Here is a 23,330-nt window from a genome sequence, read left to right as displayed (position 1 = left end):
ACCGGACGACTTTCCACAGCACATTGCCGGGTATACGGCGTCAGGAGCATACAGTCATGACGATTCTGGAAATCCGCATCGTGGGGGACCCCGTGTTGCGGACCCCCGCGGAGGACGTGTCCAGGTTCGGGCCCGAACTGGCCCGCCTGGTCCAGGACATGACCGAAACGATGGACGCCGTCTCCGGCGTCGGACTGGCCGCGCCCCAGGTCGGCGTCGGTCTGCGCGTCTTCACCTACCGGGTCGGGGACCAATACGGCCACGTGGTCAACCCGGTCCTGGAAGTCGGGGGAGCCGACGAGGACGAAGCCCTCGAAGGCTGCCTGTCGGTCCCCGGTCTGGGATACCGCCTGCCCCGGCCCGGCTGGGCCCGCGTGAGTGGGGCCGATATGACCGGGGCACCGCTGGTCATCGAGGCGGAGGGCGTCCTCGCCCGCTGCCTGCAACACGAAACCGATCACCTCGACGGCCGCCTCTACATCGACCGCCTGCGTGGAGCCGATAAGAAGGAGGCCCTGAGGCGCATCCGGGACTCCGGCTACGACGACGTCGCCTCGGAAATCCGCGGCAGCCGGGCCACTGCGGTGGGATCGAGCTTCGGCGGCGGGACCTTCGGGGCAGCTCGATGAGGGTCTTGTTCGCCGGAACGCCGCAGGTTGCCGTGCCGTGCCTGGACCAGCTCATCTCCGACGGCCTGGAAGTAGTGGCCGTGCTGACCCGCGAAGACGCCCCGCTCGGACGCAAACGCGTCCTCACGCCCTCGCCCGTCGCCGCTCGTGCGGCCGAACTGGGGCTGCCGGTCATCAAGGCCAACAGGATCGACGAGGACGTCATCTCGGCCATTGCCCGGACCGAAGCCGAGATCGCCGCCATCGTCGCCTACGGGGGACTGGTGCCACCGCGGGCATTGGAGGTGCCCCGGCATGGCTGGGTCAACCTGCACTTTTCGCTGCTGCCGGCCTGGCGCGGCGCCGCCCCGGTCCAGCACGCGATCATCCATGGCGACGATGTCACCGGGGCGGTGACCTTCCGCCTCGAGGAAGGCCTGGATACCGGCCCGGTGTACGGGATGCTGACCGAGGACATCGCCCCGGAGGATACCGCGGGGGCCATGCTGGACAGGCTCTCCCACAGCGGATCCGTCCTGCTCTCGCAGACCCTGCATGGGATCGACGCCGGCCGCTTGTCGCCGGTACCCCAAAGCGGGCCGGTGACGCTGGCCCCCAAGCTGGGCCTCGAGGACGCGCATGTCCACTGGGCGGAACCGGCGCTGGCGATCCGGCGGCGCATCAACGGCACGACCCCCGAACCCGGTCCCTGGACGTTGTTGGACGGCAAGCGGTTCAAACTCGGTGCCGTCGGCCTCGAGCCCTCGGTGACGGATCTGGAGCCGGCCGTGCTCCGTGTCCTGCCCGGCCGGACGCCCCGAGTCCTGGTCGGAACCGGTTCACATGCCCTGGAACTGCACCAGGTCCAACCGGCGGGCAAGAAGATGATGAAGGCCTCCGACTGGGCCCGCGGCCTGGATATCGACGACGAAGGCGCAACAGGGAAGCAGGTCTCCTTTTCATGAGCAAGGACCCACGCGGTGAACGCCGCAACGACGCCGGACGCCAACGCAACCGGGGCGGTTCGGGCCACCGGAACTTCAGTGCTTCGGCACCCTCCCAACGCCGGCGCATCGCCGACCCCGCCCGACTGGTCGCCTACGAGGTCCTGCGGGCCGTCGCCGAGCAGGACGCCTACGCCAACCTGGTCCTGCCCGGCCGCCTGCGCGAACACGGGCTCAGCGGACGGGACGCCGGATTCGCCACCGAACTGGCCTACGGCGCCCTCCGGGGTCGCGGATTCTACGACGCCGTCCTCTCCCGTTGCGTGGACCGTCCGCTGGAAAAACTGGATCCGGCGATCCTTGACGCGCTCCGGCTGGGCGCCCACCAGCTGCTGGCCATGCGCGTTCCCCACCACGCGGCACTGGATGAAACCGTCGGCCTGGCCCGGGCGGTCATCGGCGCCGGTCCTTCCGGGCTGGTGAACGCCGTCCTGCGCAAGGTCGCACGGAACGACGCCGACGCCTGGAAGACGCTGCTGTTGGACGGTGTCCAAGACGAGATCTCGAGGCTGGCCCTGGAATACAGCCACCCGGAATGGGTGGTCAGGGCCCTGCGCCAGGGCCTGGTCGCCCACGGCCGGGATGCGGCCGAAATCACCGACCTGCTTGCCGCGGACAACCTGGCCCCGGTGGTCAACCTGGTGGCCCTGCCGGGAGTCGGATCCCTCGATGAAGCCTTCGACCACGGCGCGACCCCGGGACGACTGGCCCCCGATTCGGCCTACTACAGCGGGGGAGACCTCTCCAAGCTCTCCTCCATCCACCGCGGAACCACCCGGGTCCAGGATGCCGGCTCGCAATTGCTGGCCCGCGCCCTGGCCTCCGTGGAGATCGAGGGACGCGACACCGACTGGCTGGACCTCTGCGCCGGCCCGGGCGGCAAGGCCGCCCTGCTGGCCGGTCTGGCCGCGCAGCAAGGCGCCGAACTGACCGCCAACGAACCGGCCGAACACCGTGCCGATCTGGTCCGCAAGGCCCTGCGGCCGGTGGATCGACAGGCCTGGAACGTCGTGGTCGGTGATGGGCGACGCTATCTGGGGATCCCGGCCGATCAGCGCTTCGACCGGATCATCGTCGATGCCCCGTGCAGCGGGTTGGGCGCATTGCGGCGCCGGCCCGAAGCCCGATGGCGCAAGACCCCGGCGGACGTGGCCGAACTGACCACCTTGCAGGATGAATTGATCGATGCGGCGCTGAAGGCCCTGCGGCCCGGCGGCGTCCTGGCCTACGCCACCTGCTCACCCCACCCGGCCGAATCGTTGGCCGTGCTGGAGGACGCCCTGCGCCGGACCCCGACAGCCCGGCTCCTCGATACCGCCGCCGCCGTCAATGCCGTCTCGCTCGAAGGCGGCATCTCCGGTACTGACCATGCGTCGGGAGGGAACACCGTCCAGCTGTGGCCGCATCTGCACTCCACCGACGCCATGTTCCTGGCCCTGATCACCCTCGACGCCGATGTCGAGCCGACCGAACAGCCCGAGTAGACGAAAGGTAGACCCATGTCCCCCTGCCGGATCCACCCCAGCATCCTCTCCGCCGACTTCGCCAACCTCGAGGCCGAGCTGCACCGCATCGGGACCGCCGATGCCGTGCACGTCGATGTCATGGACAACCACTTCGTCCCGAACCTGACCCTGGGCCTGCCCGTGGTCAAACGCATCGCCGACGTCAGCACGCTCCCGGTGGACGTGCACCTGATGATCGAAGACGCCGACCGGTGGGCCCCGGACTACGCCGACCTCGGGGTCGACTCCGTGACCTTCCATGCCGAAGCCTCGGCGGCCCCGGTCCGGCTGGCCCGCGAACTTCGGGCGCGTGGATCCAAGGCGGCCATGGCCCTGCGCCCTGCCACTGCCGTTGAACCGTATCTGGACATGCTCGAGGAACTGGACATGTTGCTGCTGATGACCGTCGAACCCGGTTTCGGCGGCCAGTCCTTCCTGGACCTCATCCTGCCCAAGATCCGTAGGACCCGGGCCGCCATCGAGGGCTCCGGATTGCCGCTGGTGCTGCAGGTCGATGGGGGAATCACCCGCGAAACCATCCTGCGTGCCGCGGAGGCGGGAGCAGATGTCTTCGTGGCCGGTTCCAGCGTCTACGGCACCGAGGATCCCGCCGCGGCCGTCGACGCATTACGACATGTCGTCGAACACACCGAGTCGGGGCTATAGTTTAGGGACATAAGTAAACAACACGTGCTCCGGGGTCGGTGTAAGTCCGAACCGGCGGTTATAGTCCGCGACCCGAGGTGCCTCACGGCGCCGAGGTTGAACTGGTGGAATTCCAGTACCGACAGTTAAAGTCTGGATGGGAGAAGCACGTACAGGGCTGGTCTGGTGACCGGTGGCGTCCTCGACGCCCCGTCCGCCGATGCCTCAACTGTCGTTCCCCCGGAGCCGCCGCGGCTCATGAGGAGGAATGATGGAATCCCTGCGGTGGCTCATTGATATCTTCAACGCCAATATTCCGGTCGGCAACAGCTCGCTTCTGGTGCGGGAAGTCGTCGGCAACATCTTCGGTCTGGCCAGCGCCGTCGGCGGCATGCGCCGCAAGGTCTGGGCCTGGCCGGTCGGCATCGTCGGCAACCTGCTGCTGTTGACCGTCTTCGTCGGCAGCATCTTCGACACCGGCCACGCGGCCAACCTCCTGGGCCAGGCGGGTCGGCAGATCATGTTCATCGCCGTCTCGGTCTACGGCTACCGCCGCTGGAAACAAGCCAGCGGTGATGGAACGGGCACCGCGGTCACCCCCCGGTGGGCCACCGGCCGCGAGCGCTGGGCGCTCGGCGGGATCATGATCGTGGGAACGGTCGCGCTGACCCCGCTCTTCCGCATCCTCGGCTCCTACGAACCCGTCTGGGCCGATGCCTGGACCTTCGTCGGTTCGCTCCTGGCGACCTGGGGGATGGCCAAGGGATGGGTCGAGTTCTGGCTGCTCTGGGTCGTCGTCGACGTCGTCGGGGTGCCGCTGCTCTTCAGCGCCGGCTACTATGCCAGCGCCTTCATGTACCTCTTCTACGGCGGCTTCACCCTCGCGGGGTTCTTCGTCTGGTGGAGGGCCCGGAACCGGGAACAGGCCCTGGTCCAGACCGCCATGCCCGATCCGATCACGCGGACCTCAGCATGAGCGGGCAGACGGTGGGCCCCCCGACCAGCCGGGCCGAACAGGAGGGGATGGAACTGGCCCTGGAACTGGCCTGCCGCGGCATCCGCGGGGCCAACCCACTGGTCGGTGCGGTCATCCTGGATGAAACCGGGCGCCCCGTCGCCAGCGGCTGGCACCGCGGGGCGGGCACCGCCCACGCCGAAGCCGCGGCCCTGGACGAGCTGGGTCCGGTCACCTCCGAACAAGCCTCCCGGTTGACGATGCTGGCCACGCTGGAACCGTGCTCCCACCGGGGCCGGACCGGATCCTGCGCCGAGGCCATTGCCGCCACCGGAATCGGCCGGGTCGTCCATGCGGCCACGGATGGCACCGCACGGGCCGGTGGCGGGGCGGAAATCCTTTCGGACGCCGGGGTCGACGTCGTGTCGGGGCTATTGGGAGCCGAGGCCCGCTTGCTGAACCACCGGTGGATTGGCGCCCGGGCCGCCGACCGGCCCTTCACGAGCCTGCATCTGGCGCAGAGCCTGGATGGCCGGATCGCCGCCGCCGACGGAACCAGCCAGTGGATCACCGGTGCCGGTTCCCGCGATCACTCCCATCTGATCCGGGCCCGTAGCGAAGCCATCATCGCCGGAACGGGAACGATCTTCGCCGACGATCCCCGACTCACCGCCCGGACCCCCGCAGGGACCGCAGCACCACGCCAACCGCTACGTGTCGTCATGGGCCACCGCGAACTGCCCGGCGGGGCAGCGGTGGCCGCCGATGACCACCACGTCCAGCTCCGCACCCACGATCCGGCGGCGGTGCTGGCGGCCCTATCCGCACGGGGCATCGACCACGCCATGATCGAGGGCGGTGCCTCGATCGCCACGGCGTTCCTGGCCGCCGATCTCGTGGATGAGATCTGGCTGTACCAGGCCCCGATCTTCCTGGGAGCAGGACGCCATGCCGTGGGTGATCTGGGGATCGGCACGCTGGCGGAGGCCGGACACTTCCGATTCGACGACGCCGGTGGGCCGGCCCACCAACTGCTGGGCTCCGACGTCGTCCTGCATCTTGAACCACAACCAGGGCCCGCAGACCGGGCCTCCGAGCACGAAGGGACCCGCTAATGTTCACGGGCATCATCACCGGATTAGGGAATGTCGAAGAGATTTCCGCGGTTCCGGGACAGGACGCAGCGATCCTGCGCATCAACGCCCCGGGGCATGCCTCGGATCTGGGCCTCGGCGGATCCCTGGCCGTCAACGGCGTGTGCCTGACGGCCACGGCCATCACCGGCGATGCCGTGGACCTGGATGTCATGGGCGAATCCCTTCGACTGACCACCACCGGCACGCTGGCGGTGGGGGAGCAGGTCAACCTCGAACGCTGCGTGCCCGCTGGCGGGCGCCTGGACGGTCACGTCGTCCAAGGCCATGTCGACGGCACCGGAACCGTCCTGGAACGCGAGGACGAAGGCAATTGGGTGCGCCTGCGATTCGGGTTGGACCGCGAACTGGCCCGCTATGTGGCCCGCAAGGGCTCGATCGCCGTGGACGGGGTCTCGTTGACGGTCACCACCGTCTCCGAGGCCGCGGAGGCCGAACAATATTTCGAGGTCGGGGTCATCCCGACCACGCTGAGGGAAACCGTCCTGGGGCAGCGCCAGCCCGGGGACACCGTGAATCTGGAGGTCGACGTGATGGCCAAATATGCCGAGCGGCTTGCCGCATTCTCCGAAGGAGCCCGGCGATGAGCCCCCGGGAGCAGGGCGAGTCCCTGCTGGACCCGGTGGACGCCGCCGTGGCGGCGATGGCTGCCGGACGCCCTGTCGTCGTGGTCGATGACGAGGACCGCGAAAACGAAGGCGACATCATCTTCGCCGCCGAATTCGCCACCCCCGAACTGCTGGGCTGGACCATCAGGTATTCCTCCGGCGTGCTCTGTGTCCCGCTGCCAGGGGACCGGGCCGACCAGTTGGGGTTGCCCCCGATGGTCGAGGACAACCAGGACGCCAAGGGCACCGCCTACACGGTCTCCTGCGATGCGGCGGCGGGAATCACCACCGGCATCAGCGGGGCGGACCGGGCCCTGACCGCGCGCCTGCTCGCGGATCCGGCCAGCGACGGGACGGTGATCAACCGTCCGGGACACATGTTCCCCCTTCGGGCCGTCGACGGCGGTGTGCTGGTGAGGCGTGGACATACCGAAGCCAGCGTGGACCTGTGCCGTCTGGCGGGCGTGCAGCCGGTGGGAGTGATCGCTGAACTGATCCACGACGACGGGTCCATGATGCGTCTACCGGCCTTGCGGGTCTTCGCCGATGAATTCTCGATCCCGCTGATCAGCATCGAGGACCTCGCGGCCCGGCTCGAAAGCCAGCAGGATGCCGCCCCTGAACCGTCCACCCCCTCCGCGGTGCTCGGGGGACCGGTGGTCGCCGTGCCCACGGAGCACGGGACCTTCGCCGCCCAGGCCTGGACCGAACGCCAGACCGGGTTGGAACACCTGACCCTGACGGCGCCCACCCCGCAGCATGCCAGCACCGAGATCCCGCTGGTGCGGTTGCACTCGGAATGCCTGACCGGAGACGTCTTCGGGTCCTATCGGTGTGATTGCGGGGAGCAGCTCAACGCCGCCCTGGCAGCCATTGCGGTGGACGGGGGAACCATCATCTACCTGCGCGGCCACGAGGGCCGGGGGATCGGGTTGGCCAATAAGATCCGCGCCTATTCGCTGCAGGACGGTGGCGCCGACACGGTCCAGGCCAATGAACAGCTGGGACTTCCCATCGACGCCCGTCGGTACGACGCGGCTGCGGCGATCCTGCACAGCCTGGATCTGGACCGGATCAGACTGATCACGAACAATCCGTTGAAGGCCCAATGGCTGCGGGAATCGGGGGTCGACGTCGTGGAATTGATCCCCAGCACCATCGTCGCCCGCCCGGAAAACACCCGGTACCTGCAGACCAAACGCGAACGCATGTCCCACCGCATCCTGGCCGAGGCCTTCGCATCGGCGGACCCCTCGCAACCCAGCACACCCACCACGAAGGAGCACCACTGATGAGCGGACACGGAGCACCCGATACCGGAGCCGATGAACTGAAGGCAGCAGGAAAAGCCGGACTGCGTGCGGTGGTCGTTGCCGCCAGCTGGCACCAGCAGGTCATGGACGGACTCGTCGACGGCGCGTTGCGGGCCGCGAACGAGGCAGGCCTTCCAGAGCCCCGCCTCGTCCGGGTCCCGGGCACCTTCGAGCTGCCCGTCGCCGCAGCCCGGCTCGCACCGGACTACGACGTCGTCGTGGCCCTGGGCGTGGTCATCCGCGGGGGGACACCGCATTTCGAATTCGTCTGCCAGGGGGCGACGGCGGGATTGACCGAGGTCTCGATCAGGACCGGCGTCCCGGTGGGCTTCGGCGTGCTGACTTGCGATACGGAGCAGCAGGCCCTGGACCGTGCCGGGCTGGCCGGTTCGGTGGAGGACAAGGGACATGAAGCCATGTCGGCGGCGCTGTTGACTGCCCTGGCACTGTCCGCGGAATAGTGTTCCCGGCGCCGCCCCGCACCGTCGGTTTCGTCACATTGAAACGTCGGAGTCGGGGCGGCGCTTCGCCAACGGCTAGGCTTGAAGGGTGAAAACCTTTGACACCCTCTTTGCCGAACTGGCCGAAAAGGCACAAACCCGACCCTCGGGTTCCCGCACCATCACGGAGCTGGATTCGGGTGTCCACGGCATCGGCAAGAAGATCGTGGAAGAAGCAGCCGAAGTCTGGATGGCCGCCGAATACGAGACCGACGAGGAAGCAGCCGAGGAGATCTCGCAGCTGCTGTACCACCTGCAGGTCATGATGCTGGCCAAGGGACTGTCGCTGGAAGACGTCTACAAGCATCTCTAGCCGCCCGACCCCGCACTCGGCGGGGTCGGCGGCCCAGGGAGCCCAGACCACCGAAAACCAGCACAGAAAAGAGCACCGCCATGTTGCGAGTAGCCGTACCGAATAAAGGCGCCCTCTCGGAGGCCGCCACCGCCATGCTCAACGAATCCGGGTACCGCCAGCGCCGCGACAACCGCGAACTGGTCATGGTCGATCCGGACAATGACATCGAATTCTTCTATCTCCGTCCCCGGGACATCGCCGTCTACGTCGGACGCGGCATCCTCGACGTGGGCATCACCGGCCGTGATCTGTTCGTCGATGCCGGGGTCAACGGAGATGCCGAGGAACTCCTTCCGCTGGGACTCGGCGCCTCGACCTTCCGCTTCGCAGGACCCGTCGGGGACTTCTCATCCGTCGAACAGCTCGAAGGCAAGCGCGTGGCGACCAGCTACGACGTGTTGCTGAAGAGCTACCTCGAGGAACGGGGGATCGACGCGGCCGTGGTCCGTCTGGACGGCGCCGTGGAATCCTCGGTACGACTCGGTGTCGCCGACGCCATCGCCGACGTCGTGGAAACGGGCAGCACCCTGCGCGCGGCCGGCATGGAGACCTTCGGCGAAGCCATCCTGGAGTCCGAGGCCGTGCTCATCGGACGGACCGGCGAACACCCCCACGGGTTGGAGATCCTCACCCGCCGACTGCAGGGCGTCCTGGTGGCCCGCCGCTACGCGATGCTCGACTACGACATCCGCAAGGACCTCGTCTCCCGGGCGTGCGCCTTGACTCCGGGCCTGGAATCACCCACGGTCTCCCCGCTGCACGACGGCGACTGGGTGGCGGTGCGTTCGATGGTGAAACAGGCCCAGGCCAACAACATCATGGACGAACTCTATGAGCTGGGCGCCCGCGCCATCCTCGTGACCAACATCCACGCCATCCGTATTTAGGGGATCCACCCGTGACTGTAGCCATCCGTGTCATCCCCTGCCTCGATGTCGATGCAGGACGTGTCGTCAAGGGCGTGAACTTCGAGGGCCTGCGCGATGCCGGGGATCCCGTGGAACTGGCCCAGCGTTACAACGCAGCAGGAGCCGATGAACTGACGTTCCTGGATGTGACCGCCACCTCCGGGGACCGGGAAACCACGTTCGACGTCGTACGCACCACCGCCGAAGAGGTCTTCATCCCGTTGACCGTCGGCGGCGGGGTCCGCTCGGTCGAGGATGTCGACCGCCTGCTGCGCGCCGGGGCCGACAAGGCGTCGATCAACACGGCGGCCGTGAAGCGTCCGGAGGTGATCCGGGAGATCACCGAGCGATTCGGCTCCCAGGTCCTGGTCCTCTCGGTCGACGCCAAGCGCAGCAGCGACCCCTCGCTGCCCTCTGGTTTCGAAGTCACCACCCATGGGGGGCGGACCGGTACCGGGATCGACGCCGTGGACTGGGCCCGTGAGGCGGCCGACGGCGGGGTGGGTGAGATCCTGTTGAACTCGATCGACGCCGACGGGACCAAGAACGGATTCGACCTCGAAATGATCTCCGCCGTCCGCGCGGCGGTCAACGTGCCGCTCATCGCCTCCGGCGGTGCCGGGGCACCCGCGGATTTCCCGCCGGCAGTGGCCGCCGGAGCCGATGCGGTGCTGGCGGCGTCGATCTTCCATTTCGGCCCGGTCGATATGATCGCCCAGGTCAAACAAGCCATCAAGGAGGCAGGTTATCCTGTTCGCTGAACCAGAAGAGCTAGACCGGCTGATGGATGCCGCCTGGCCGGCTCTTGAAAAGAGCGCCGTCGGAGGGTGGACCCTGCGTTTTTCCGCCGGCATCAGCCAGCGCGCCAATTCCGTGCTCCCGGTTGCCGCACCCAATGACCTCGATGCCGCTCTCGAGGAGGTCGAGACGCGCAGTGCCGCGCGCTGGCTGAACTCGACCTTCCAGATCTCCCCGTCGGCCCAGCCCGCCGATCTGGATGCCTATCTGGCGGCCCGCGGCTATACCGTGGGCACGCCGACCCTGGTCCAGGTCATGGACGGCTCGGAACTGGACCGTTTCGCCGAGATCGTCCCCGACGTACGCCTGGAATTCACCGACGAACCCCCGCAGGACTGGCTGGAGCTGTTCTGGTACCAGGACGGCCCCGCCGCCGAGGACGACCGGGCGGTATCCCGCCGCATCCTCACAGGGGTGCCGGCGACCTACATCTCGTTGCGGGTGGACGGACGCATCGAATCGATCGCCCGGTTGGCCATCGTGGAGAACCACGGCGGCATCTACTGTGTCACCACGCGCCCCGAAGCCAGGCGCCGGGGGTATTCGCGGCTGGTGATGGAAGCCGTCCTGCATGAGGCCTACCGCCGTGAACTGGACGGTGTCTGGCTGCAGGTCCGGGAGTCCAATGTGGGGGCCATCGTGCTCTACAACGCCTTGGGCTTCAGCACCGCATCCACCTATCATTACCGCACCCGCGCCCTCTAGGCTTCTTCAGCACCACGGCGCCCCCTGCCGGCGGCGGTCATGTCGTCGGTGGCGGGAGCGAGGGGGCATCCTTCGCCCACGATCCTTGGCCAGTGGCCGGGACACCCGGCCCATGACTGGTGTTCCGGGGCAACAACTCGTTGTACCTTTCGGACCATCCGGACGCCCGATGGCCGTTCAGGTCCGTATCGAGGTGGTCCAGATGCGTGTGCCAGCCCGCCGCATGCCCAGGCAAGTCTTCCGGGCGTAGTGAAGCGTGGGTCAAGACCACCCGGGTGCCGGTGCCGGTATCGGAGCGGTGGACGTCCACCTGCGTGGTCCCCTCACCGGGGGATTCCCAGGTGGCCGTGAGCTGGTCGGGTTCGCGGCAGGTGGTGATCCGGCCGGTCGTGGTCTCGTCGTCCCCGAAGTCAAGACCGTATCGGCCGTGCTCCCGCATATCACCGGTCACGGCGCCCAGCCACCGGGCCAGCCGTTGGGGGTCGGTGAAGGCCTGCCAGAGGTCTTCCCGGCCCAAGGCATAGTGGCGGACGAATCGTACGCTGCGGTTCTCCGCATCGATGGCACCTTCGGAATCCGTGGTCATGAGATGTCCTCCTCGTTGAGCTCGTCCGCTGCGTTTGCGGGTCTTCCCCGGAATAGTTCCGTGTCCAGGGCGTCCAGGCGTTGGTGCCAGAAGCTGCGCACGTCCTGAAGCCAGGTGGCGACGTCATCCAAGGTGGCCCGATCCAAGTGATATCGGCGCTGGGCGCCGTGGTTGGTGCACACCGCCACCCCGGATTCACGCAATAGGCGGAGGTGGCGCAATGTCGCCGGTTGGCTGATCCCGAACTCGACGTGCAGCGCCTGGGCGATTTCTCCCGCGGGCCGTTCACCACCGCCGAGCAGCTCGACGATGCGACGACGGACCGGGTCGGCCAACACCTGAAAGACATCCACTCATCGAACATTGTGCATTTGGTTATATAACACAAGGGTTAATTCCTGGAATCGAAACGGGTCCTCCTGGCCACCAGCATCCAGGCTGTGCCATGGGACGGCTGCGTGTTAGTTTCAGGGAATGTCCCAGCCGAACGGAAATATTTACGAGGCGGAGATCGCCGGGCTCCTCGACGACATCAGCTCGCCCGACCCCCTCATCAGGGACGGGGAGTCGCTGGGCCGGCTCTACGAAATACTGGATTCGCCGGCTGTTTCTCCGGCACAACGCAGGCGGGTCGGCTCGACCGCGGTGCAACGACTGGCCGACCCTCGCGTGGAAGTGCGGAGCTTCGCCGCCTTGGTGCTGATCCCACTCATCCTCCACGACGCTGCTGAACCCGGGTGGTTCGACGATTTCGCGACCTGGTACGCCACCGAAGAAGAAACCACCGGATATGACGACGTCCGCGGTTGGCTCCATGCCGTGGCCCACGGGGCGGACGTGCTCGGTGCCTTCGGATGGATGGCCCGGGAATCACCGCGGCCCGCCCTTGACCTGGCGGCCCTGAGGATGCTGCACCAGGGCCCGGGGATCTGGCGCGACCAGGAGGACGACCGGCTGGGGTATGCCTTGGCCATCACCCTGGCGAATCCGCGTCTCACCCCGGACGATGCCCTCTCCTGGCTGGATCCCCTCGAAGAAGCATTCCTGCGGGCCGACTCCGGGCCCGTGCCCGCCTTCGTCTCCAACTCGATCCGGACGCTCCGCGTGGTCCAGCTGCTGACGGACGAAAAAATGTCGTACCAGGGCCGGAGGGTTCGTGTCCGGCATTCCACCGCGGTAGGGCAGCGGATCCGCGATGTCCTCCATCTGGCCTCCCCATGGATGTGGAACCCGGCCGGGGCATCGGGGCAGCAGTGACCGCAGGATGGCCGCGGATCCCCCTTTCCCCGCGGCGGCCCCGGCGGTAACCTGCAGGAATGGCAACCGGACCGGAGATGCTCGACTGGCTTCTGGACTCGGATCCTGCCTTGCGTTGGCAGGTCCAGAGGGATGTTGCCGGCGCGCATCCGGCGGTGTGGAAGGAAACGCGATCACGGATCGCCACCGCGGGTTACGGTGCCCGCCTGCTCTCGAAGCAGGACCCGGATGGCCAATGGGCCGGGGGAGCCTACTTTCCTGCAGGGTTCTTGGGCAGTGCCGAGGCCAGGGAACCGGGACAGCCCTGGACGGCGACCACCTGGGCGCTGAAGGACCTGCGCGACTGGGGGCTGGAGGCCGGCGTGTTGGCAGGAACCGCCGAAAAACTCGACAGGAACAGCACCTGGGAATATGACGACCTGCCCTATTGGGGCGGCGAGGTCGATGTCTGCATCAATTCGTTCACACTGGCAAACGGCGCGTGGCTCGGGGCTGATGTCTCATGACTCATCGAGTGGTTTCCTGCCTACCGGCTGGCCGATGGTGGCTGGAATTGTGAAGCAGAAGAAGGGAACTCGATTCGATCGTCCGTGCACTCGACGCTCAACGCCGTGCGCGGCCTGCTCGCCCACGAGCAGCTGACGGGCGACACCTCGCTGCGGGCCGCCCGCCACGGGGGCGAGGAGTACCTGCTGGAACGACGACTTCTCTACCGGGCCACGACCGGGGAACCCATCGGGGATTTCGTCTCCGAGTTCCTCCATCCGAGCCGCCACCGGTACAGCGCCCTTGCCGCACTGGAACATTTCCGGGAGGTGGCACTGCTGGAAGGCACCGCGCCGGATCCCCGGCTGGCCGACGCAATCGAGGTGGTCCGTGCCGCCCGGACGGCAGACGCGACGTGGCGCCAGGCGGCGCGGCTGCTCGGCGCCACGTGGTTCGACGTCGATGTGCCGCCCGGTGAACCGTCGAAATGGTTGACCTGGTCCGGCCTGCGGGTACTCGATTGGTGGGAACCAGACGCCGGGGAGCGGGACTGATTAGGGGCGTTCACCTCGGGGCCCAGCCGGGGTATGCTCCGAGAAAAGCCATCCGAGGAGGGGCAATGCCACTGAATGTGTGGGTCCGAAGAGTCCAGGAGGAGCCCGGCCACAACGACGGCACCAGGGTCCTGGTGGACCGGATCTGGCCGCGGGGGGTGAAGAAGGCGGATGCCGCGCTCGACGATTGGAACAAGGACGTGGCCCCGTCGACGGAACTACGCAAATGGTATGGGCACGATCCGGAGAAGTTCGAGGAGTTCGCCAGGAAATACCGTTCCGAACTCGATTCCGACGAAGGCCGGGCCGCACTCGAAAAGCTGAAGGACAGCGTGCGCGGCAAACGGCTCACGCTGTTGTCCGCCACCAAGGACATCGACCATAGCCAGGCGGCCGTCCTGGCCAGGATCCTGGAAGAATCCTAGAAGCTACTGTTCGGAGCTGGAGAAGAGGGCCAGCGCGTCGGGGGACCCTTCGAAGGTCACCAACGCGTGTTCGCGTCGTCCGATGGCATGCATCAGCAGCTCTCCGGGGTCCCCGGTGATGGCCACGGAGGTGGACGCCTTGCGGACGACGTGGCGTTGTCCCTCCGGCCGGCGCAGGATGATGCCCACGTCGGTGCCCCGGTAGAAGACCGCCGCCTGACGGATCAGGGACTCCCACAGGACATCCGCGTAATCGGTGTCCAGCACACGCGGGGCCCACCGATCCATGGCCCGGCGGACGTCCTCGGCATGGACGAAGAATTCGATGAGGTTCGCGGCATGGCCCACGGACGGAAGGGCCAACGGAGACAGCGCGGAGGGGCCTCGGCGGAACCGGTCCACCAACTCCGCATAATGTCCGGGATCCTCGGCCCGACGGGCCGCCTGCTGCAATCGGCGTTCCATGGGGGCACGAAACGCCCCGATGGCGATGCCCGCAGCCCAAAGGCTGTGTTCGCGCAGAACCAGATGTGCCGCCAGGTGTCGTGTCTTCCAACCGGCGCACAACGTCGCCTCGTCCGGGCCGGCTGCCAGCAGGACTTCGGCGAGGACTTCACGGGACGGGTGTACGTATCGCATTACCCCGAAGCTAGCACGTTCCGGGGCCTACGGCCCGGTACCCGAGTCACCGACTGCGTGGCGCGAGTCCACGGCCAGTAGACTGGAGGCGATGCCGCAGAACCCAGCCCCCCGGAGTCCGGATCCCGCACTCGATCCCGAGATCGCTGCGGGCCTCAAACGAGACGCCGACGGCCTGGTGGCCGCCATCATCCAACAACACGACACCGCCGAGGTGCTGATGCTCGGATGGATGGACGACGAGGCCCTGCGCCGGACCCTGACGAGCGGGCGGGTCACCTTCTGGTCCCGATCACGCCAGAGCTACTGGCGCAAGGGCGACACCTCGGGGCACCAGCAACTGGTGCGCTCGGTAGCCCGCGATTGCGACGGGGATGCGCTGCTGATCCAGGTCCATCAGATCGGGGCCGCCTGCCATACCGGAACGCGGACTTGTTTCGACGGCCGGGCCCTTCCCGCCGTCGAAGGACCGTCCGCGGCCAACGTATGAAGCTTCCAACGACGCAAGGAAATCCAGTACAGCATGCATGAATTCGGGGTTGTTTCCCCCACTCTCGAGGAATTCCGTGAACTGGCGCGGGGTCGCAGCGTCATCCCGGTGAACCTGCGCGTCCTGGCCGATACCGTCACGCCCATCGCCGTCTACGAACGACTCGCGGGCGGCCGGCCGGGCACCTTCCTGCTGGAAAGCGCCGCAGCGGGGGGTGTCTGGAGCCGCTATTCCTTCATCGGATGCGGTTCCTCGGCGACGTTGACCACCCGTGGGGGCCAGGCCCACTGGATCGGGACCCCTCCGGCCGGGGTCCCGACCGAGGGGACCCCGGTGGAGGTCCTGCGGGATACGGTGGCCCGGTTGCGCACCGAACCCCTCGACGGACTGCCCCCGTTCACCTCGGGAATGGTCGGTTTCATCGGGTGGGACAGCGTGCGCCATTGGGAGAAGCTGCCCGACCCCCCACCCGATGACCTGGGCCTGCCGGAGCTGGCGATGAACCTCGTGGCGGATATGGCAGTTCTGGACAACCGCGACTCCACGCTCACCCTCATCGCCAATGCGATCAACCAGGACGGGGCCGACACGGGGGTCGATGAAGCCTACGCCGACGCCGTGTCCCGGCTGCACGTCATGCTCGGGAACTTGACCGACACCGCGCCGGGATCGGCGACCGTCTTCTCCGGGAACCGGATCCCCACCGCCGAGCTCATGGCGGCAGTCACCGAAAGCTGGGATGAAGACGGCTACCGCCAGGCCATCCTGCGCGGGAAGGAAGCAATCGTCGATGGGGAGGTCTTCCAGGTGGTGGTCTCCCGACGGTTCGAACTCGACTGCGCCGCTGACCCGCTGGATGTATACCGGATCCTGCGCACCACCAACCCGAGCCCGTACATGTACCTCTACAACCTCGAGGATGCCGACGGCGATACCTACGCGGTGGTCGGATCCTCGCCGGAGGCGCTGGTCACCGTCAACGAACGTCACGTCGTCACCCACCCCATCGCCGGCTCACGGCCCCGCGGGGAGACCTACGAAGACGACGCCCTCCATGAGAAGGACCTGCTCTCCGATGAGAAGGAGCGTGCCGAGCACCTCATGTTGGTGGATCTGAGCCGCAATGACCTCTCGAAGGTCTGCGAGCCCGGGAGCGTCGAGGTCACCCAGTTCATGGAGGTCGAGCGTTTCAGCCACATCATGCACCTGGTTTCCAACGTCGTCGGACGCCTGGAACCACAGGCCACCGCCTATGACGTGTTGGCGGCCACCTTCCCCGCAGGCACGCTGTCCGGGGCTCCGAAACCCCGGGCCCTTCGACTGCTCGACGAGTTCGAACCCCACCGCCGAGGCGTCTATGGCGGCGTCGTGGGCTACCTGGATTTCGCCGGGGACATGGACCTGGCCATCGCGATCCGCTCGGCCCTGTTGAAGGACGGAAGGGCCTACGTCCAGGCCGGTGGCGGGATCGTCGCCGATTCCGACCCGGATGGCGAGTCGTTGGAAAGCATCAACAAGGCGGCGGCACCGCTTCGGGCCGTCTGGGCCGCCCGGACCCTGCAGCCGGCTGTCCCCGAGGAGGACGCATGAGCCAGACCAACACCCCAACCAGCGACCAGGACCCTGAACGAAAGGTGATCGGACGCTGGATGTCCAAACGCATGGTCGTCTCCGCCGGCGTCATCGGGGCCATTGCCGCCCTGGCGATGAGCACCCGGACCTGGGTCCGGGTCATTCCATCCAGCGGCGCCATCAACGTACAGCCCTTCGATGTCTCCGGTGATGATGCCGCAACGGCAGTGGCGGCTCTGGCCGTGGTCGTGCTGGCAGGTTCGGTCGCCGCGGCGATCGCCGGACGGATGGCCCGATGGATCATCGCCGTATTGATCCTCCTCTCGGGGTTGGGGATCGCCGCTTCGGCGATCAGCGCCCTCTCCGACCCGGTCGCCGCCTCCGTTTCGACGGTGGGCGCGGCCGCAGGGACGCTGAGGGTCAACGGTGACTACCAATTGACGTTCTGGCCGTGGCTGACGGTGGTCATCGGAGTCTGGATCATGGCCACCGCCGTGTGGTTGGCCGTGGCCGGGCACCGGTGGAAGACGAGCCGGAAATACACTCCCGCACCGGCCACGCAGGCCGTTGCCACCCCGGTTGCGGACACGGTCGCCGGGGACGCGGCCCCGGCCACGGCGCAGCGCCCCGGGAGCGGGGCTCCGACCTCGTCCGAGGAACAGCCCGAGGACGAGGAGTCGATGGACGAAATCGACGGTTGGGACAGCCTGACCCGGGGCGAGGACCCCACGGGTTAGCCACACCCGGGTACGCGTGGGGCAACATGGCCTCATCGCAGCCAAAAGAATGGCAGAATGGAACACAGTTTGGCCCCGAATGAGACCGGGGATACTTGAGGCACTGAGGAGTAGATCAGATCATGGCAAGCAACACGACCGTCCAGACAGAACACGGCCCGGACCCGGTTCTCACCGAGCCCGTGGGACACGGAAACAGCATCGCCGCCTGGACGGGCGTCGGAATCATCTTCATCGGCTTCCTGATCGGCAGCATCTCCTTCGCACTCTACGCCGAGGTCGGTGTCTACATCGGCGTCGCCATCATCATCTTGGGCCTGATCGCCGGCTTGGTCATGCGCATCATCGGGTTCGGCGTCGGCGGACACCGGTCCAACAACGACGGACACTAGTCGTGAGTGTTCTCGAGGACATCATTTCCGGAGTTCGCGAGGACCTGCACGATCGAAGGTTGCGGGTCGGCGACGCCGCCATCAGGGCCCGTGCCCAGGCGGCACCGCCAGCCCGCGACGCCCTCGCCGCCCTGGGGGGCCACCTCGATCCCTCCCGACGCGACCAGGTGCTCCATGTGATCTCCGAGGTCAAACGGCGCAGCCCCTCCAAGGGGGCGCTGGCCGATATCCCCGAACCGGCCGTTCTGGCCCGTCAGTACCGCGATGGGGGAGCATCGGTGATTTCGGTGCTCACCGAACAACGCCGTTTCGGCGGGTCCCTGGCCGATTTCGATGCCGTCCGGGCCGCCGTGGACACCCCCCTTCTGCGCAAGGACTTCACCGTCGATGCCTACCAGATCCACGAGGCCCGCGCCCACGGCGCCGATCTGGTCCTGCTGATCGTTGCCGCCCTGGACGACGAGGAACTGGGCAGCTTCCTCGACCTGACCCACGACCTGGGCATGAACGCCCTGGTGGAGACGCATACCGCCGAGGAAGTCGAGCGGGCCGTGCGCGTCGGCGCCCGCATCATCGGTGTCAACGTCCGCAACCTCAAGACCCTCGACGTGGACCGGGAAACGTTCGCCCGGCTCTCCGGGGACATCCCGGACTCGGTGGTCATCGTCGCCGAATCGGGGATCCGTGGCCGCGAGGACGTCGCGCTCTACGGCTCCCACGGGGCGGATGCGGTGCTGGTCGGCGAGGCACTGGTCAAGGACAACGACCCACTCACCGCCCTGCGCTCGTTCATCGAGGTCGGCAGCGCGGCCAAGCCCCCGCGTGGACGCTGACCCACCCCGGACAGCCCTCACCACGCCTGAACGAAGGAAGGCCACGCATGAGCCAGACCCCAGAAGATCCCGCGGCTTCCGCGGAGCACCCCGCCGATGCCTTCCTGGCCGAGGGCAGGAGCCTGCGCCACGCCCCGGGCCCGTACTTCGGTGATTTCGGCGGCCGTTGGATGCCCGAGTCGCTGATCGCGGCCCTGGACGAACTGAACGATACGTTCGAGAAGGCGAAGGCCGACCCGGAGTTCATCGACGAAGTCACCGAGTTGAACCGCAACTACTCCGGACGTCCCTCGTTGCTGACCGAGGCCAAGCGCTTCTCCGAACACGCCGGGGGTGTGCGGGTCTTCCTCAAACGTGAGGACCTGAACCACACCGGTAGCCATAAGATCAACAACGTCATCGGCCAGGCGCTCCTGGCCAAGCGGATGGGCAAGACCCGCATCATCGCCGAAACCGGGGCCGGTCAGCACGGGGTCGCCAGTGCCACCGCCGCCGCCCTCATGGGCATGGAATGCGTGGTGTACATGGGGGCCGAGGACACCCGTCGGCAATCCCTGAACGTGGCACGGATGCGTCTGCTGGGCGCCGAGGTGGTACCGGTGACCGCCGGTTCCCAGACGCTGAAGGACGCGATCAACGAGGCCCTGAGGGATTGGGTCGCCAACGTCGACAACACCCACTACCTGTTGGGAACAGCTGCCGGGGCCCACCCGTTCCCGGCCATGGTCCGCTACTTCCACGAGGTCATCGGCGAGGAGGCCCGCGAACAGATCATCGCCCAGACCGGCCGGCTGCCCGATGCCGTCTGCGCCTGCATCGGGGGCGGCTCCAATGCCATCGGGATCTTCCACGGATTCCTCGACGACCCCTCCGTGGCGATCTATGGCTTTGAAGCGGGAGGCGATGGCGTCGACACCGACCGCCATGCGGCCACCATCACCTTGGGGCGTCCGGGCGTGTTGCACGGAGCCCGCAGCTACCTCATGCAGGACGAGGACGGCCAGACCATCGAATCGCACTCGATCTCGGCGGGACTGGACTACCCCGGCGTCGGCCCGGAACACTCCTACCTGCATGACATCGGCCGGGTCACCTACGAACCGATCACCGATACCGAGGCCATGGATGCCTTCAGCCTGCTCTCGCGGACCGAAGGCATCATCCCCGCGATCGAATCGGCACATGCCCTGGCCGGGGCCTTGCGCGTCGGCCGGAAGCTTGCCGAAACGGCGGCGGATCCGCAGGAGAAGACGATCATCGTGAACCTTTCGGGACGCGGTGACAAGGACGTGGGAACCGCTGCCGAATGGTTCCAGCTCATCGACCCGGACGAAGGGGCAGCCGAATGACCCGCATGACCTCCGAAGCAGCCATCGAGCGGGCCCGCAGCCAGGGCAGGCCGGCGCTGATCGCCTATCTGCCCGCCGGGTTCCCCGACATCCAGACCACTATCGATGCCGCGGTGGCCGTTGCACACAACGGTGCCGACATCATCGAGATCGGCATCCCGTACTCGGATCCGGTCATGGACGGGGCCGTCATCCAGGCCGCCACCGTGCAATCGCTGGCCCAGGGTTTCCGTGTGGCGCAGGTGTTCGACATCATCCGCGGCATCACCGAGCGCTGCGATGCCGCAGTGATGGTGATGACGTACTGGAACCCGGTATTGCGTCTGGGCGTCGACGAGTTCTCGCGTCGCTTGGCAGAGGCCGGAGGCGCCGGGCTGATCACCCCGGACTTGGTCCCCGATGAAGCCTCCGAATGGTTCGAGGCCTCCGATAAATACGACCTCGACCGGGTGTTCCTCGTGGCCCCGAGCTCCACCCCCGAGCGGATGCGCGCCACGGTCGAAGCCAGCCGCGGCTTCGTCTACTGCGTATCGATTATGGGGGTCACCGGGGCCCGCACCTCGGTGTCCTCCGCCGCGCAGGCCGTCGTGGAGGCCGCCCGGGAGGCCGGGGCACCCCGGGCCTGCGTCGGGCTCGGGGTTTCCAAGGCCGAGCATGTGCGTGAAATCGGCGCCTACGCCGACGGTGTGATCGTGGGGACGGCCCTGGTCGCGGCCCTGCGCGACGGAGGAGTCGACGCCGTGGCCGCATTGGCCGCCGAACTGAGCGGACGCAACCCGGTGGCGGCCTCCTGAACCAAGGGAGGACGGGACCATGCCGTCGTCGTCCCGGTCCGGGGCTTGGCTGCTACGTCACATGTGGGCTGCCGTAGATACTTCGGGCCGGGATCTGCTGTAGAGTTCCACAGTGAGGACGGTCGTGTGACCGGCGTCATGGCTTTCGAAGAGGAATCCATGGGGAATGCGAATAGGCCACCGGCCTGAATGATGCGTTGTCCCGCCGTCTTCACGCTTTCGGATCCGGGAAACACCGGGCCGGAACCCGCCGGCCTGGATGAACGGGCCGGGATCGATTTTGATGACCGGGGCAGTGTCGCCCGAGACGGTTACTACATGACCAACACGCCAGGCGTGTTTGCGACCGGGGATTCCGGACGTGGGCAGGCGCTGGTCGTGTGGGCCATTTCAGCGGGTTGCTTCTGCACCGCCGCGATGGACGAGTACCTGATGGGTGTGAGCCGGCTGCCCGCCCCCGTGGCGCCGCGCGTTCGCCCCATCGACATGATGTGAGGGTCGCGGATTCGTCCGCGTCCCCGTTTTCGGACGAGATAAGGCGGATAGGCTTTCGGTATGAGACGCGCAAAGATTGTGGCCACTTTTGGGCCGGCCATTGGAACCTTCGAGAAGACGCTCCAGGCGCTCCAGGCCGGTGTGGACGTGGCCCGGCTGAACATGAGCCACGGCGAGTATTCAACCCACGCCGAGAACCTGGCCAACGTCCGTCAGGCGTCGGAGAAGCTCGGGCGCCCGGTCGGCGTGTTCGCCGATCTCCAGGGCCCGAAGATCCGGCTCGGACGGTTTTCCGACGGCCCGCACCTGTTGGAGGTCGGTGACCGGTTCACCGTCACCATCGACGACATCGAGGGCACCAAGGACATCTGCTCCACGACGTTCAAGGGCCTGCCCCAGGACGTTGAGGTGGGAGATCGCCTGCTCATCAACGACGGCAAGGTCGGCCTGCGTGCGGTCGAAGTCGATGACCGCAAGGTCGTCACAGAGGTCATCGTCGGTGGAGAGGTGTCCAACAACAAGGGCATCAACCTCCCCGGCGTCGCGGTCAACGTCCCGGCACTGAGCGAGAAGGACGAAGACGACCTGCGCTGGGCCCTGCGCGCCGGGGTGGACATGATCGCCCTGTCCTTTGTCCGCAACGCCTCGGACATCGAACGGGTCCACGAGATCATGGACGAGGAAGGCCGCCGACTTCCGGTGATCGCCAAGATCGAAAAGCCGCAGGCCGTTGATCACCTCGAGGAGATCATCGACGCCTTCGACTCGATCATGGTGGCCCGTGGCGACCTCGGGGTGGAACTGCCGCTGGAACAGGTTCCTCTGGTCCAGAAACGTGCCGTGGAACTGGCGCGGCGCTGGGCCAAGCCGGTCATCGTCGCGACCCAGGTGCTCGAATCGATGATCGAGTCACCCACGCCGACCCGCGCCGAGGCGTCGGACTGCGCCAACGCCGTTCTCGACGGTGCCGACGCGGTCATGCTCTCGGGGGAGACCTCGGTGGGCCAGTACCCGATCGAGACCATCGAGACGATGGCACGGATCATCTCCGCGACCGAGGACCACGGATTGGAGCGCATCCCCGCGCTCGGCACGCTGCCGCGCACCCGCGGCGGAGCCATCACCCGCGCCGCCGTGGAGATCGCCGACCAGCTGGACGCCAAGTTCATCGTCGCCTTCACCCAGTCCGGTGATTCGGCACGTCGCCTGTCGCGGCTGCGCCCCTCGGAGCCGGTGCTCGGCTTCACTCCGTTGAAGCACACCTACAACATCCTGACGTTGGTCTGGGGCGTGCAGCCCCGCCTCGTCGACTACGCCGACCACACCGATAAGATGACGGCCCAGGTCGACCAATCGCTGCAGGCCGAGGGGCTGGCCGAGGTCAACGACATGGTCGTGATCGCCGCCGGTTCACCTCCCGGGCAGGCCGGTTCCACGAATTCGCTGCGGATCCACCGGGTCGGGGACATCGCCGACGCCGGCCAGCTGCTGGAAGGCAGCAAGAACCAGGCACCTTTCCGGGAGAAGGTCGGCCCCTGGCGGACCAAGGCCCAGGCGGCCGAAGGCCAGCCGGCCAACCCGCCGAGGCCCGACGGCGACTAGGCCCAAAGGGCCACAGACAACTGAAGTCCGACGGTGGTGGGGCCCCCCCCGGGGGGCGCCC

27 protein-coding genes, 1 pseudogene and 1 riboswitch are annotated in these 23,330 nt (G+C 67.2%); of the genes and pseudogenes, 25 read left to right on the top strand and 3 right to left on the bottom strand.

What is annotated here, in order from left to right; all coding sequences use genetic code 11:
* Positions 1 to 56 precede the first annotated feature (56 nt).
* From def to ACT3UE_RS13075, 13 genes are all read left to right on the top strand, one after another.
* Positions 57 to 629 carry a peptide deformylase gene (gene def, locus ACT3UE_RS13135; protein ID WP_444553994.1) on the top strand — a complete coding sequence of 191 codons (573 nt, stop codon included), beginning with the start codon at positions 57 to 59 and terminating at the stop codon, positions 627 to 629.
* Positions 626 to 1,573 carry a methionyl-tRNA formyltransferase gene (locus tag ACT3UE_RS13130; protein WP_444566848.1) on the top strand — a complete coding sequence of 316 codons (948 nt, stop codon included), beginning with the start codon at positions 626 to 628 and terminating at the stop codon, positions 1,571 to 1,573. Before def ends, ACT3UE_RS13130 begins: the two co-directional genes overlap by 4 nt.
* Positions 1,570 to 3,096 (top strand): RsmB/NOP family class I SAM-dependent RNA methyltransferase, encoded by a 1,527-nt coding sequence (locus tag ACT3UE_RS13125; protein WP_444566847.1) that lies wholly within the window; start codon positions 1,570 to 1,572, stop codon positions 3,094 to 3,096. Before ACT3UE_RS13130 ends, ACT3UE_RS13125 begins: the two co-directional genes overlap by 4 nt.
* Positions 3,097 to 3,111: 15 nt before the next feature.
* On the top strand, positions 3,112 to 3,783 hold the full coding sequence (gene rpe, locus ACT3UE_RS13120) for a ribulose-phosphate 3-epimerase (RefSeq protein WP_444561227.1): 672 nt from the start codon (positions 3,112 to 3,114) through the stop codon (positions 3,781 to 3,783).
* Positions 3,784 to 3,803: 20 nt separating this feature from the next.
* A riboswitch (FMN riboswitch) is annotated at positions 3,804 to 3,936 on the top strand.
* A gap of 97 nt (positions 3,937 to 4,033) precedes the next feature.
* Entirely contained in the window at positions 4,034 to 4,738 is a 705-nt protein-coding gene (gene pnuC, locus ACT3UE_RS13115; protein ID WP_444554051.1) for a nicotinamide riboside transporter PnuC, read from the top strand.
* Complete coding sequence (ribD, locus tag ACT3UE_RS13110; RefSeq protein WP_444566846.1) at positions 4,735 to 5,832, top strand: bifunctional diaminohydroxyphosphoribosylaminopyrimidine deaminase/5-amino-6-(5-phosphoribosylamino)uracil reductase RibD; 1,098 nt, start codon at positions 4,735 to 4,737, stop codon at positions 5,830 to 5,832. The genes pnuC and ribD overlap by 4 nt, the downstream gene beginning before the upstream one ends.
* On the top strand, positions 5,832 to 6,458 hold the full coding sequence (locus tag ACT3UE_RS13105; RefSeq protein ID WP_444553989.1) for a riboflavin synthase: 627 nt from the start codon (positions 5,832 to 5,834) through the stop codon (positions 6,456 to 6,458). Before ribD ends, ACT3UE_RS13105 begins: the two co-directional genes overlap by 1 nt.
* Positions 6,455 to 7,771: a 3,4-dihydroxy-2-butanone-4-phosphate synthase gene (gene ribB, locus ACT3UE_RS13100; RefSeq protein ID WP_444566845.1), complete on the top strand. Its 1,317-nt coding sequence runs from the start codon at positions 6,455 to 6,457 to the stop codon at positions 7,769 to 7,771. The genes ACT3UE_RS13105 and ribB overlap by 4 nt, the downstream gene beginning before the upstream one ends.
* Positions 7,771 to 8,253, top strand: a complete 483-nt coding sequence (ribH, locus tag ACT3UE_RS13095; RefSeq protein WP_444553987.1) for a 6,7-dimethyl-8-ribityllumazine synthase — start codon at positions 7,771 to 7,773, stop codon at positions 8,251 to 8,253. The genes ribB and ribH overlap by 1 nt, the downstream gene beginning before the upstream one ends.
* 88 nt (positions 8,254 to 8,341) lie before the next feature.
* Positions 8,342 to 8,605: a phosphoribosyl-ATP diphosphatase gene (locus ACT3UE_RS13090; RefSeq protein WP_444553986.1), complete on the top strand. Its 264-nt coding sequence runs from the start codon at positions 8,342 to 8,344 to the stop codon at positions 8,603 to 8,605.
* Between the two features lie 80 nt (positions 8,606 to 8,685).
* Entirely contained in the window at positions 8,686 to 9,534 is an 849-nt protein-coding gene (hisG, locus tag ACT3UE_RS13085; protein ID WP_444553985.1) for an ATP phosphoribosyltransferase, read from the top strand.
* An 11-nt stretch (positions 9,535 to 9,545) separates the two neighbouring features.
* A complete protein-coding gene (hisF, locus tag ACT3UE_RS13080; protein WP_444553984.1) occupies positions 9,546 to 10,316 on the top strand; it encodes an imidazole glycerol phosphate synthase subunit HisF in 771 nt (256 codons plus the stop codon).
* 22 nt (positions 10,317 to 10,338) lie between these two features.
* Positions 10,339 to 11,058, top strand: a complete 720-nt coding sequence (locus tag ACT3UE_RS13075; RefSeq protein ID WP_444553983.1) for a GNAT family N-acetyltransferase — start codon at positions 10,339 to 10,341, stop codon at positions 11,056 to 11,058.
* A 37-nt stretch (positions 11,059 to 11,095) separates the two neighbouring features.
* Here the strand turns inward: ACT3UE_RS13075 and ACT3UE_RS13070 are convergent, their stop codons facing one another.
* Together ACT3UE_RS13070 and ACT3UE_RS13065 are read right to left on the bottom strand one after the other, a co-directional pair.
* A complete protein-coding gene (locus tag ACT3UE_RS13070) occupies positions 11,096 to 11,644 on the bottom strand; it encodes an SRPBCC family protein (protein ID WP_444566844.1) in 549 nt (182 codons plus the stop codon).
* Entirely contained in the window at positions 11,641 to 11,997 is a 357-nt protein-coding gene (locus ACT3UE_RS13065) for an ArsR/SmtB family transcription factor (RefSeq protein ID WP_444566843.1), read from the bottom strand. Before ACT3UE_RS13065 ends, ACT3UE_RS13070 begins: the two co-directional genes overlap by 4 nt.
* 121 nt (positions 11,998 to 12,118) lie before the next feature.
* On the opposite strand from ACT3UE_RS13065, the gene ACT3UE_RS13060 reads away from it, so the two are divergent.
* The 3 genes and pseudogenes from ACT3UE_RS13060 to ACT3UE_RS13050 all read left to right on the top strand — a co-directional run bounded on the left by ACT3UE_RS13060 (position 12,119) and on the right by ACT3UE_RS13050 (position 14,366).
* Positions 12,119 to 12,901: a DUF2785 domain-containing protein gene (locus ACT3UE_RS13060; RefSeq protein ID WP_444566842.1), complete on the top strand. Its 783-nt coding sequence runs from the start codon at positions 12,119 to 12,121 to the stop codon at positions 12,899 to 12,901.
* Between the two features lie 59 nt (positions 12,902 to 12,960).
* Positions 12,961 to 13,941 (top strand): annotated as a pseudogene (locus ACT3UE_RS13055) (squalene cyclase).
* A gap of 65 nt (positions 13,942 to 14,006) precedes the next feature.
* Complete coding sequence (locus ACT3UE_RS13050; protein ID WP_444553979.1) at positions 14,007 to 14,366, top strand: DUF488 domain-containing protein; 360 nt, start codon at positions 14,007 to 14,009, stop codon at positions 14,364 to 14,366.
* 3 nt (positions 14,367 to 14,369) lie between these two features.
* On the opposite strand, the gene ACT3UE_RS13045 is transcribed toward ACT3UE_RS13050, so the two are convergent.
* Positions 14,370 to 15,005 carry a TIGR03085 family metal-binding protein gene (locus ACT3UE_RS13045; RefSeq protein WP_444553978.1) on the bottom strand — a complete coding sequence of 212 codons (636 nt, stop codon included), beginning with the start codon at positions 15,003 to 15,005 and terminating at the stop codon, positions 14,370 to 14,372.
* A gap of 91 nt (positions 15,006 to 15,096) precedes the next feature.
* Between ACT3UE_RS13045 and hisI the strand changes: the two genes are divergently transcribed.
* The 9 genes from hisI to pyk all read left to right on the top strand — a co-directional run bounded on the left by hisI (position 15,097) and on the right by pyk (position 23,269).
* Entirely contained in the window at positions 15,097 to 15,495 is a 399-nt protein-coding gene (gene hisI / locus ACT3UE_RS13040; RefSeq protein ID WP_444561219.1) for a phosphoribosyl-AMP cyclohydrolase, read from the top strand.
* A gap of 33 nt (positions 15,496 to 15,528) precedes the next feature.
* Complete coding sequence (locus ACT3UE_RS13035) at positions 15,529 to 17,085, top strand: anthranilate synthase component I (protein ID WP_444553976.1); 1,557 nt, start codon at positions 15,529 to 15,531, stop codon at positions 17,083 to 17,085.
* Positions 17,082 to 17,804 (top strand): Trp biosynthesis-associated membrane protein, encoded by a 723-nt coding sequence (locus tag ACT3UE_RS13030; protein ID WP_444553975.1) that lies wholly within the window; start codon positions 17,082 to 17,084, stop codon positions 17,802 to 17,804. Before ACT3UE_RS13035 ends, ACT3UE_RS13030 begins: the two co-directional genes overlap by 4 nt.
* A 122-nt stretch (positions 17,805 to 17,926) precedes the next feature.
* On the top strand, positions 17,927 to 18,196 hold the full coding sequence (locus ACT3UE_RS13025; protein ID WP_444553974.1) for an HGxxPAAW family protein: 270 nt from the start codon (positions 17,927 to 17,929) through the stop codon (positions 18,194 to 18,196).
* Positions 18,197 to 18,198: 2 nt separating this feature from the next.
* Positions 18,199 to 19,029, top strand: a complete 831-nt coding sequence (gene trpC, locus ACT3UE_RS13020) for an indole-3-glycerol phosphate synthase TrpC (protein ID WP_444561216.1) — start codon at positions 18,199 to 18,201, stop codon at positions 19,027 to 19,029.
* Positions 19,030 to 19,076: 47 nt separating this feature from the next.
* Entirely contained in the window at positions 19,077 to 20,378 is a 1,302-nt protein-coding gene (gene trpB / locus ACT3UE_RS13015; RefSeq protein ID WP_444566841.1) for a tryptophan synthase subunit beta, read from the top strand.
* Complete coding sequence (trpA, locus tag ACT3UE_RS13010) at positions 20,375 to 21,172, top strand: tryptophan synthase subunit alpha (protein ID WP_444561214.1); 798 nt, start codon at positions 20,375 to 20,377, stop codon at positions 21,170 to 21,172. The genes trpB and trpA overlap by 4 nt, the downstream gene beginning before the upstream one ends.
* Before the next feature lie 318 nt (positions 21,173 to 21,490).
* Positions 21,491 to 21,667, top strand: coding sequence for a hypothetical protein (locus ACT3UE_RS13005; RefSeq protein ID WP_444566840.1), 177 nt, complete (start codon positions 21,491 to 21,493; stop codon positions 21,665 to 21,667).
* 60 nt (positions 21,668 to 21,727) lie between these two features.
* Positions 21,728 to 23,269, top strand: a complete 1,542-nt coding sequence (gene pyk / locus ACT3UE_RS13000; RefSeq protein ID WP_444561212.1) for a pyruvate kinase — start codon at positions 21,728 to 21,730, stop codon at positions 23,267 to 23,269.
* Positions 23,270 to 23,330 lie beyond the last annotated feature (61 nt).

The sequence above is a fragment of the Arthrobacter sp. 179 genome (genome assembly GCF_052379645.1).
GTDB lineage: Bacteria > Actinomycetota > Actinomycetes > Actinomycetales > Micrococcaceae > Arthrobacter_H.
The sequence above is the reverse complement of the archived record's forward strand: the minus strand, read 5'-3'. Positions and strand labels throughout refer to the sequence as shown.

Excerpts from the sequence above, each read along its gene's own strand:
- def (WP_444553994.1), top strand. The coding sequence starts at position 57 with ATGACGATTCTGGAAATCCGCATCGTGGGGGACCCCGTGTTGCGGACC.
- ACT3UE_RS13130 (WP_444566848.1), top strand. The coding sequence starts at position 626 with ATGAGGGTCTTGTTCGCCGGAACGCCGCAGGTTGCCGTGCCGTGCCTG.
- ACT3UE_RS13125 (WP_444566847.1), top strand. The coding sequence starts at position 1,570 with ATGAGCAAGGACCCACGCGGTGAACGCCGCAACGACGCCGGACGCCAA.
- rpe (WP_444561227.1), top strand. The coding sequence starts at position 3,112 with ATGTCCCCCTGCCGGATCCACCCCAGCATCCTCTCCGCCGACTTCGCC.
- pnuC (WP_444554051.1), top strand. The coding sequence starts at position 4,034 with ATGGAATCCCTGCGGTGGCTCATTGATATCTTCAACGCCAATATTCCG.
- ribD (WP_444566846.1), top strand. The coding sequence starts at position 4,735 with ATGAGCGGGCAGACGGTGGGCCCCCCGACCAGCCGGGCCGAACAGGAG.
- ACT3UE_RS13105 (WP_444553989.1), top strand. The coding sequence starts at position 5,832 with ATGTTCACGGGCATCATCACCGGATTAGGGAATGTCGAAGAGATTTCC.
- ribB (WP_444566845.1), top strand. The coding sequence starts at position 6,455 with ATGAGCCCCCGGGAGCAGGGCGAGTCCCTGCTGGACCCGGTGGACGCC.
- ribH (WP_444553987.1), top strand. The coding sequence starts at position 7,771 with ATGAGCGGACACGGAGCACCCGATACCGGAGCCGATGAACTGAAGGCA.
- hisG (WP_444553985.1), top strand. The coding sequence starts at position 8,686 with ATGTTGCGAGTAGCCGTACCGAATAAAGGCGCCCTCTCGGAGGCCGCC.
- ACT3UE_RS13075 (WP_444553983.1), top strand. The coding sequence starts at position 10,339 with ATGGATGCCGCCTGGCCGGCTCTTGAAAAGAGCGCCGTCGGAGGGTGG.
- ACT3UE_RS13070 (WP_444566844.1), bottom strand. The coding sequence starts at position 11,644 with ATGACCACGGATTCCGAAGGTGCCATCGATGCGGAGAACCGCAGCGTA.
- ACT3UE_RS13060 (WP_444566842.1), top strand. The coding sequence starts at position 12,119 with ATGTCCCAGCCGAACGGAAATATTTACGAGGCGGAGATCGCCGGGCTC.
- ACT3UE_RS13050 (WP_444553979.1), top strand. The coding sequence starts at position 14,007 with ATGCCACTGAATGTGTGGGTCCGAAGAGTCCAGGAGGAGCCCGGCCAC.
- ACT3UE_RS13045 (WP_444553978.1), bottom strand. The coding sequence starts at position 15,005 with ATGCGATACGTACACCCGTCCCGTGAAGTCCTCGCCGAAGTCCTGCTG.
- hisI (WP_444561219.1), top strand. The coding sequence starts at position 15,097 with ATGCCGCAGAACCCAGCCCCCCGGAGTCCGGATCCCGCACTCGATCCC.
- ACT3UE_RS13035 (WP_444553976.1), top strand. The coding sequence starts at position 15,529 with ATGCATGAATTCGGGGTTGTTTCCCCCACTCTCGAGGAATTCCGTGAA.
- ACT3UE_RS13030 (WP_444553975.1), top strand. The coding sequence starts at position 17,082 with ATGAGCCAGACCAACACCCCAACCAGCGACCAGGACCCTGAACGAAAG.
- ACT3UE_RS13025 (WP_444553974.1), top strand. The coding sequence starts at position 17,927 with ATGGCAAGCAACACGACCGTCCAGACAGAACACGGCCCGGACCCGGTT.
- trpB (WP_444566841.1), top strand. The coding sequence starts at position 19,077 with ATGAGCCAGACCCCAGAAGATCCCGCGGCTTCCGCGGAGCACCCCGCC.
- trpA (WP_444561214.1), top strand. The coding sequence starts at position 20,375 with ATGACCCGCATGACCTCCGAAGCAGCCATCGAGCGGGCCCGCAGCCAG.
- ACT3UE_RS13005 (WP_444566840.1), top strand. The coding sequence starts at position 21,491 with ATGACCAACACGCCAGGCGTGTTTGCGACCGGGGATTCCGGACGTGGG.
- pyk (WP_444561212.1), top strand. The coding sequence starts at position 21,728 with ATGAGACGCGCAAAGATTGTGGCCACTTTTGGGCCGGCCATTGGAACC.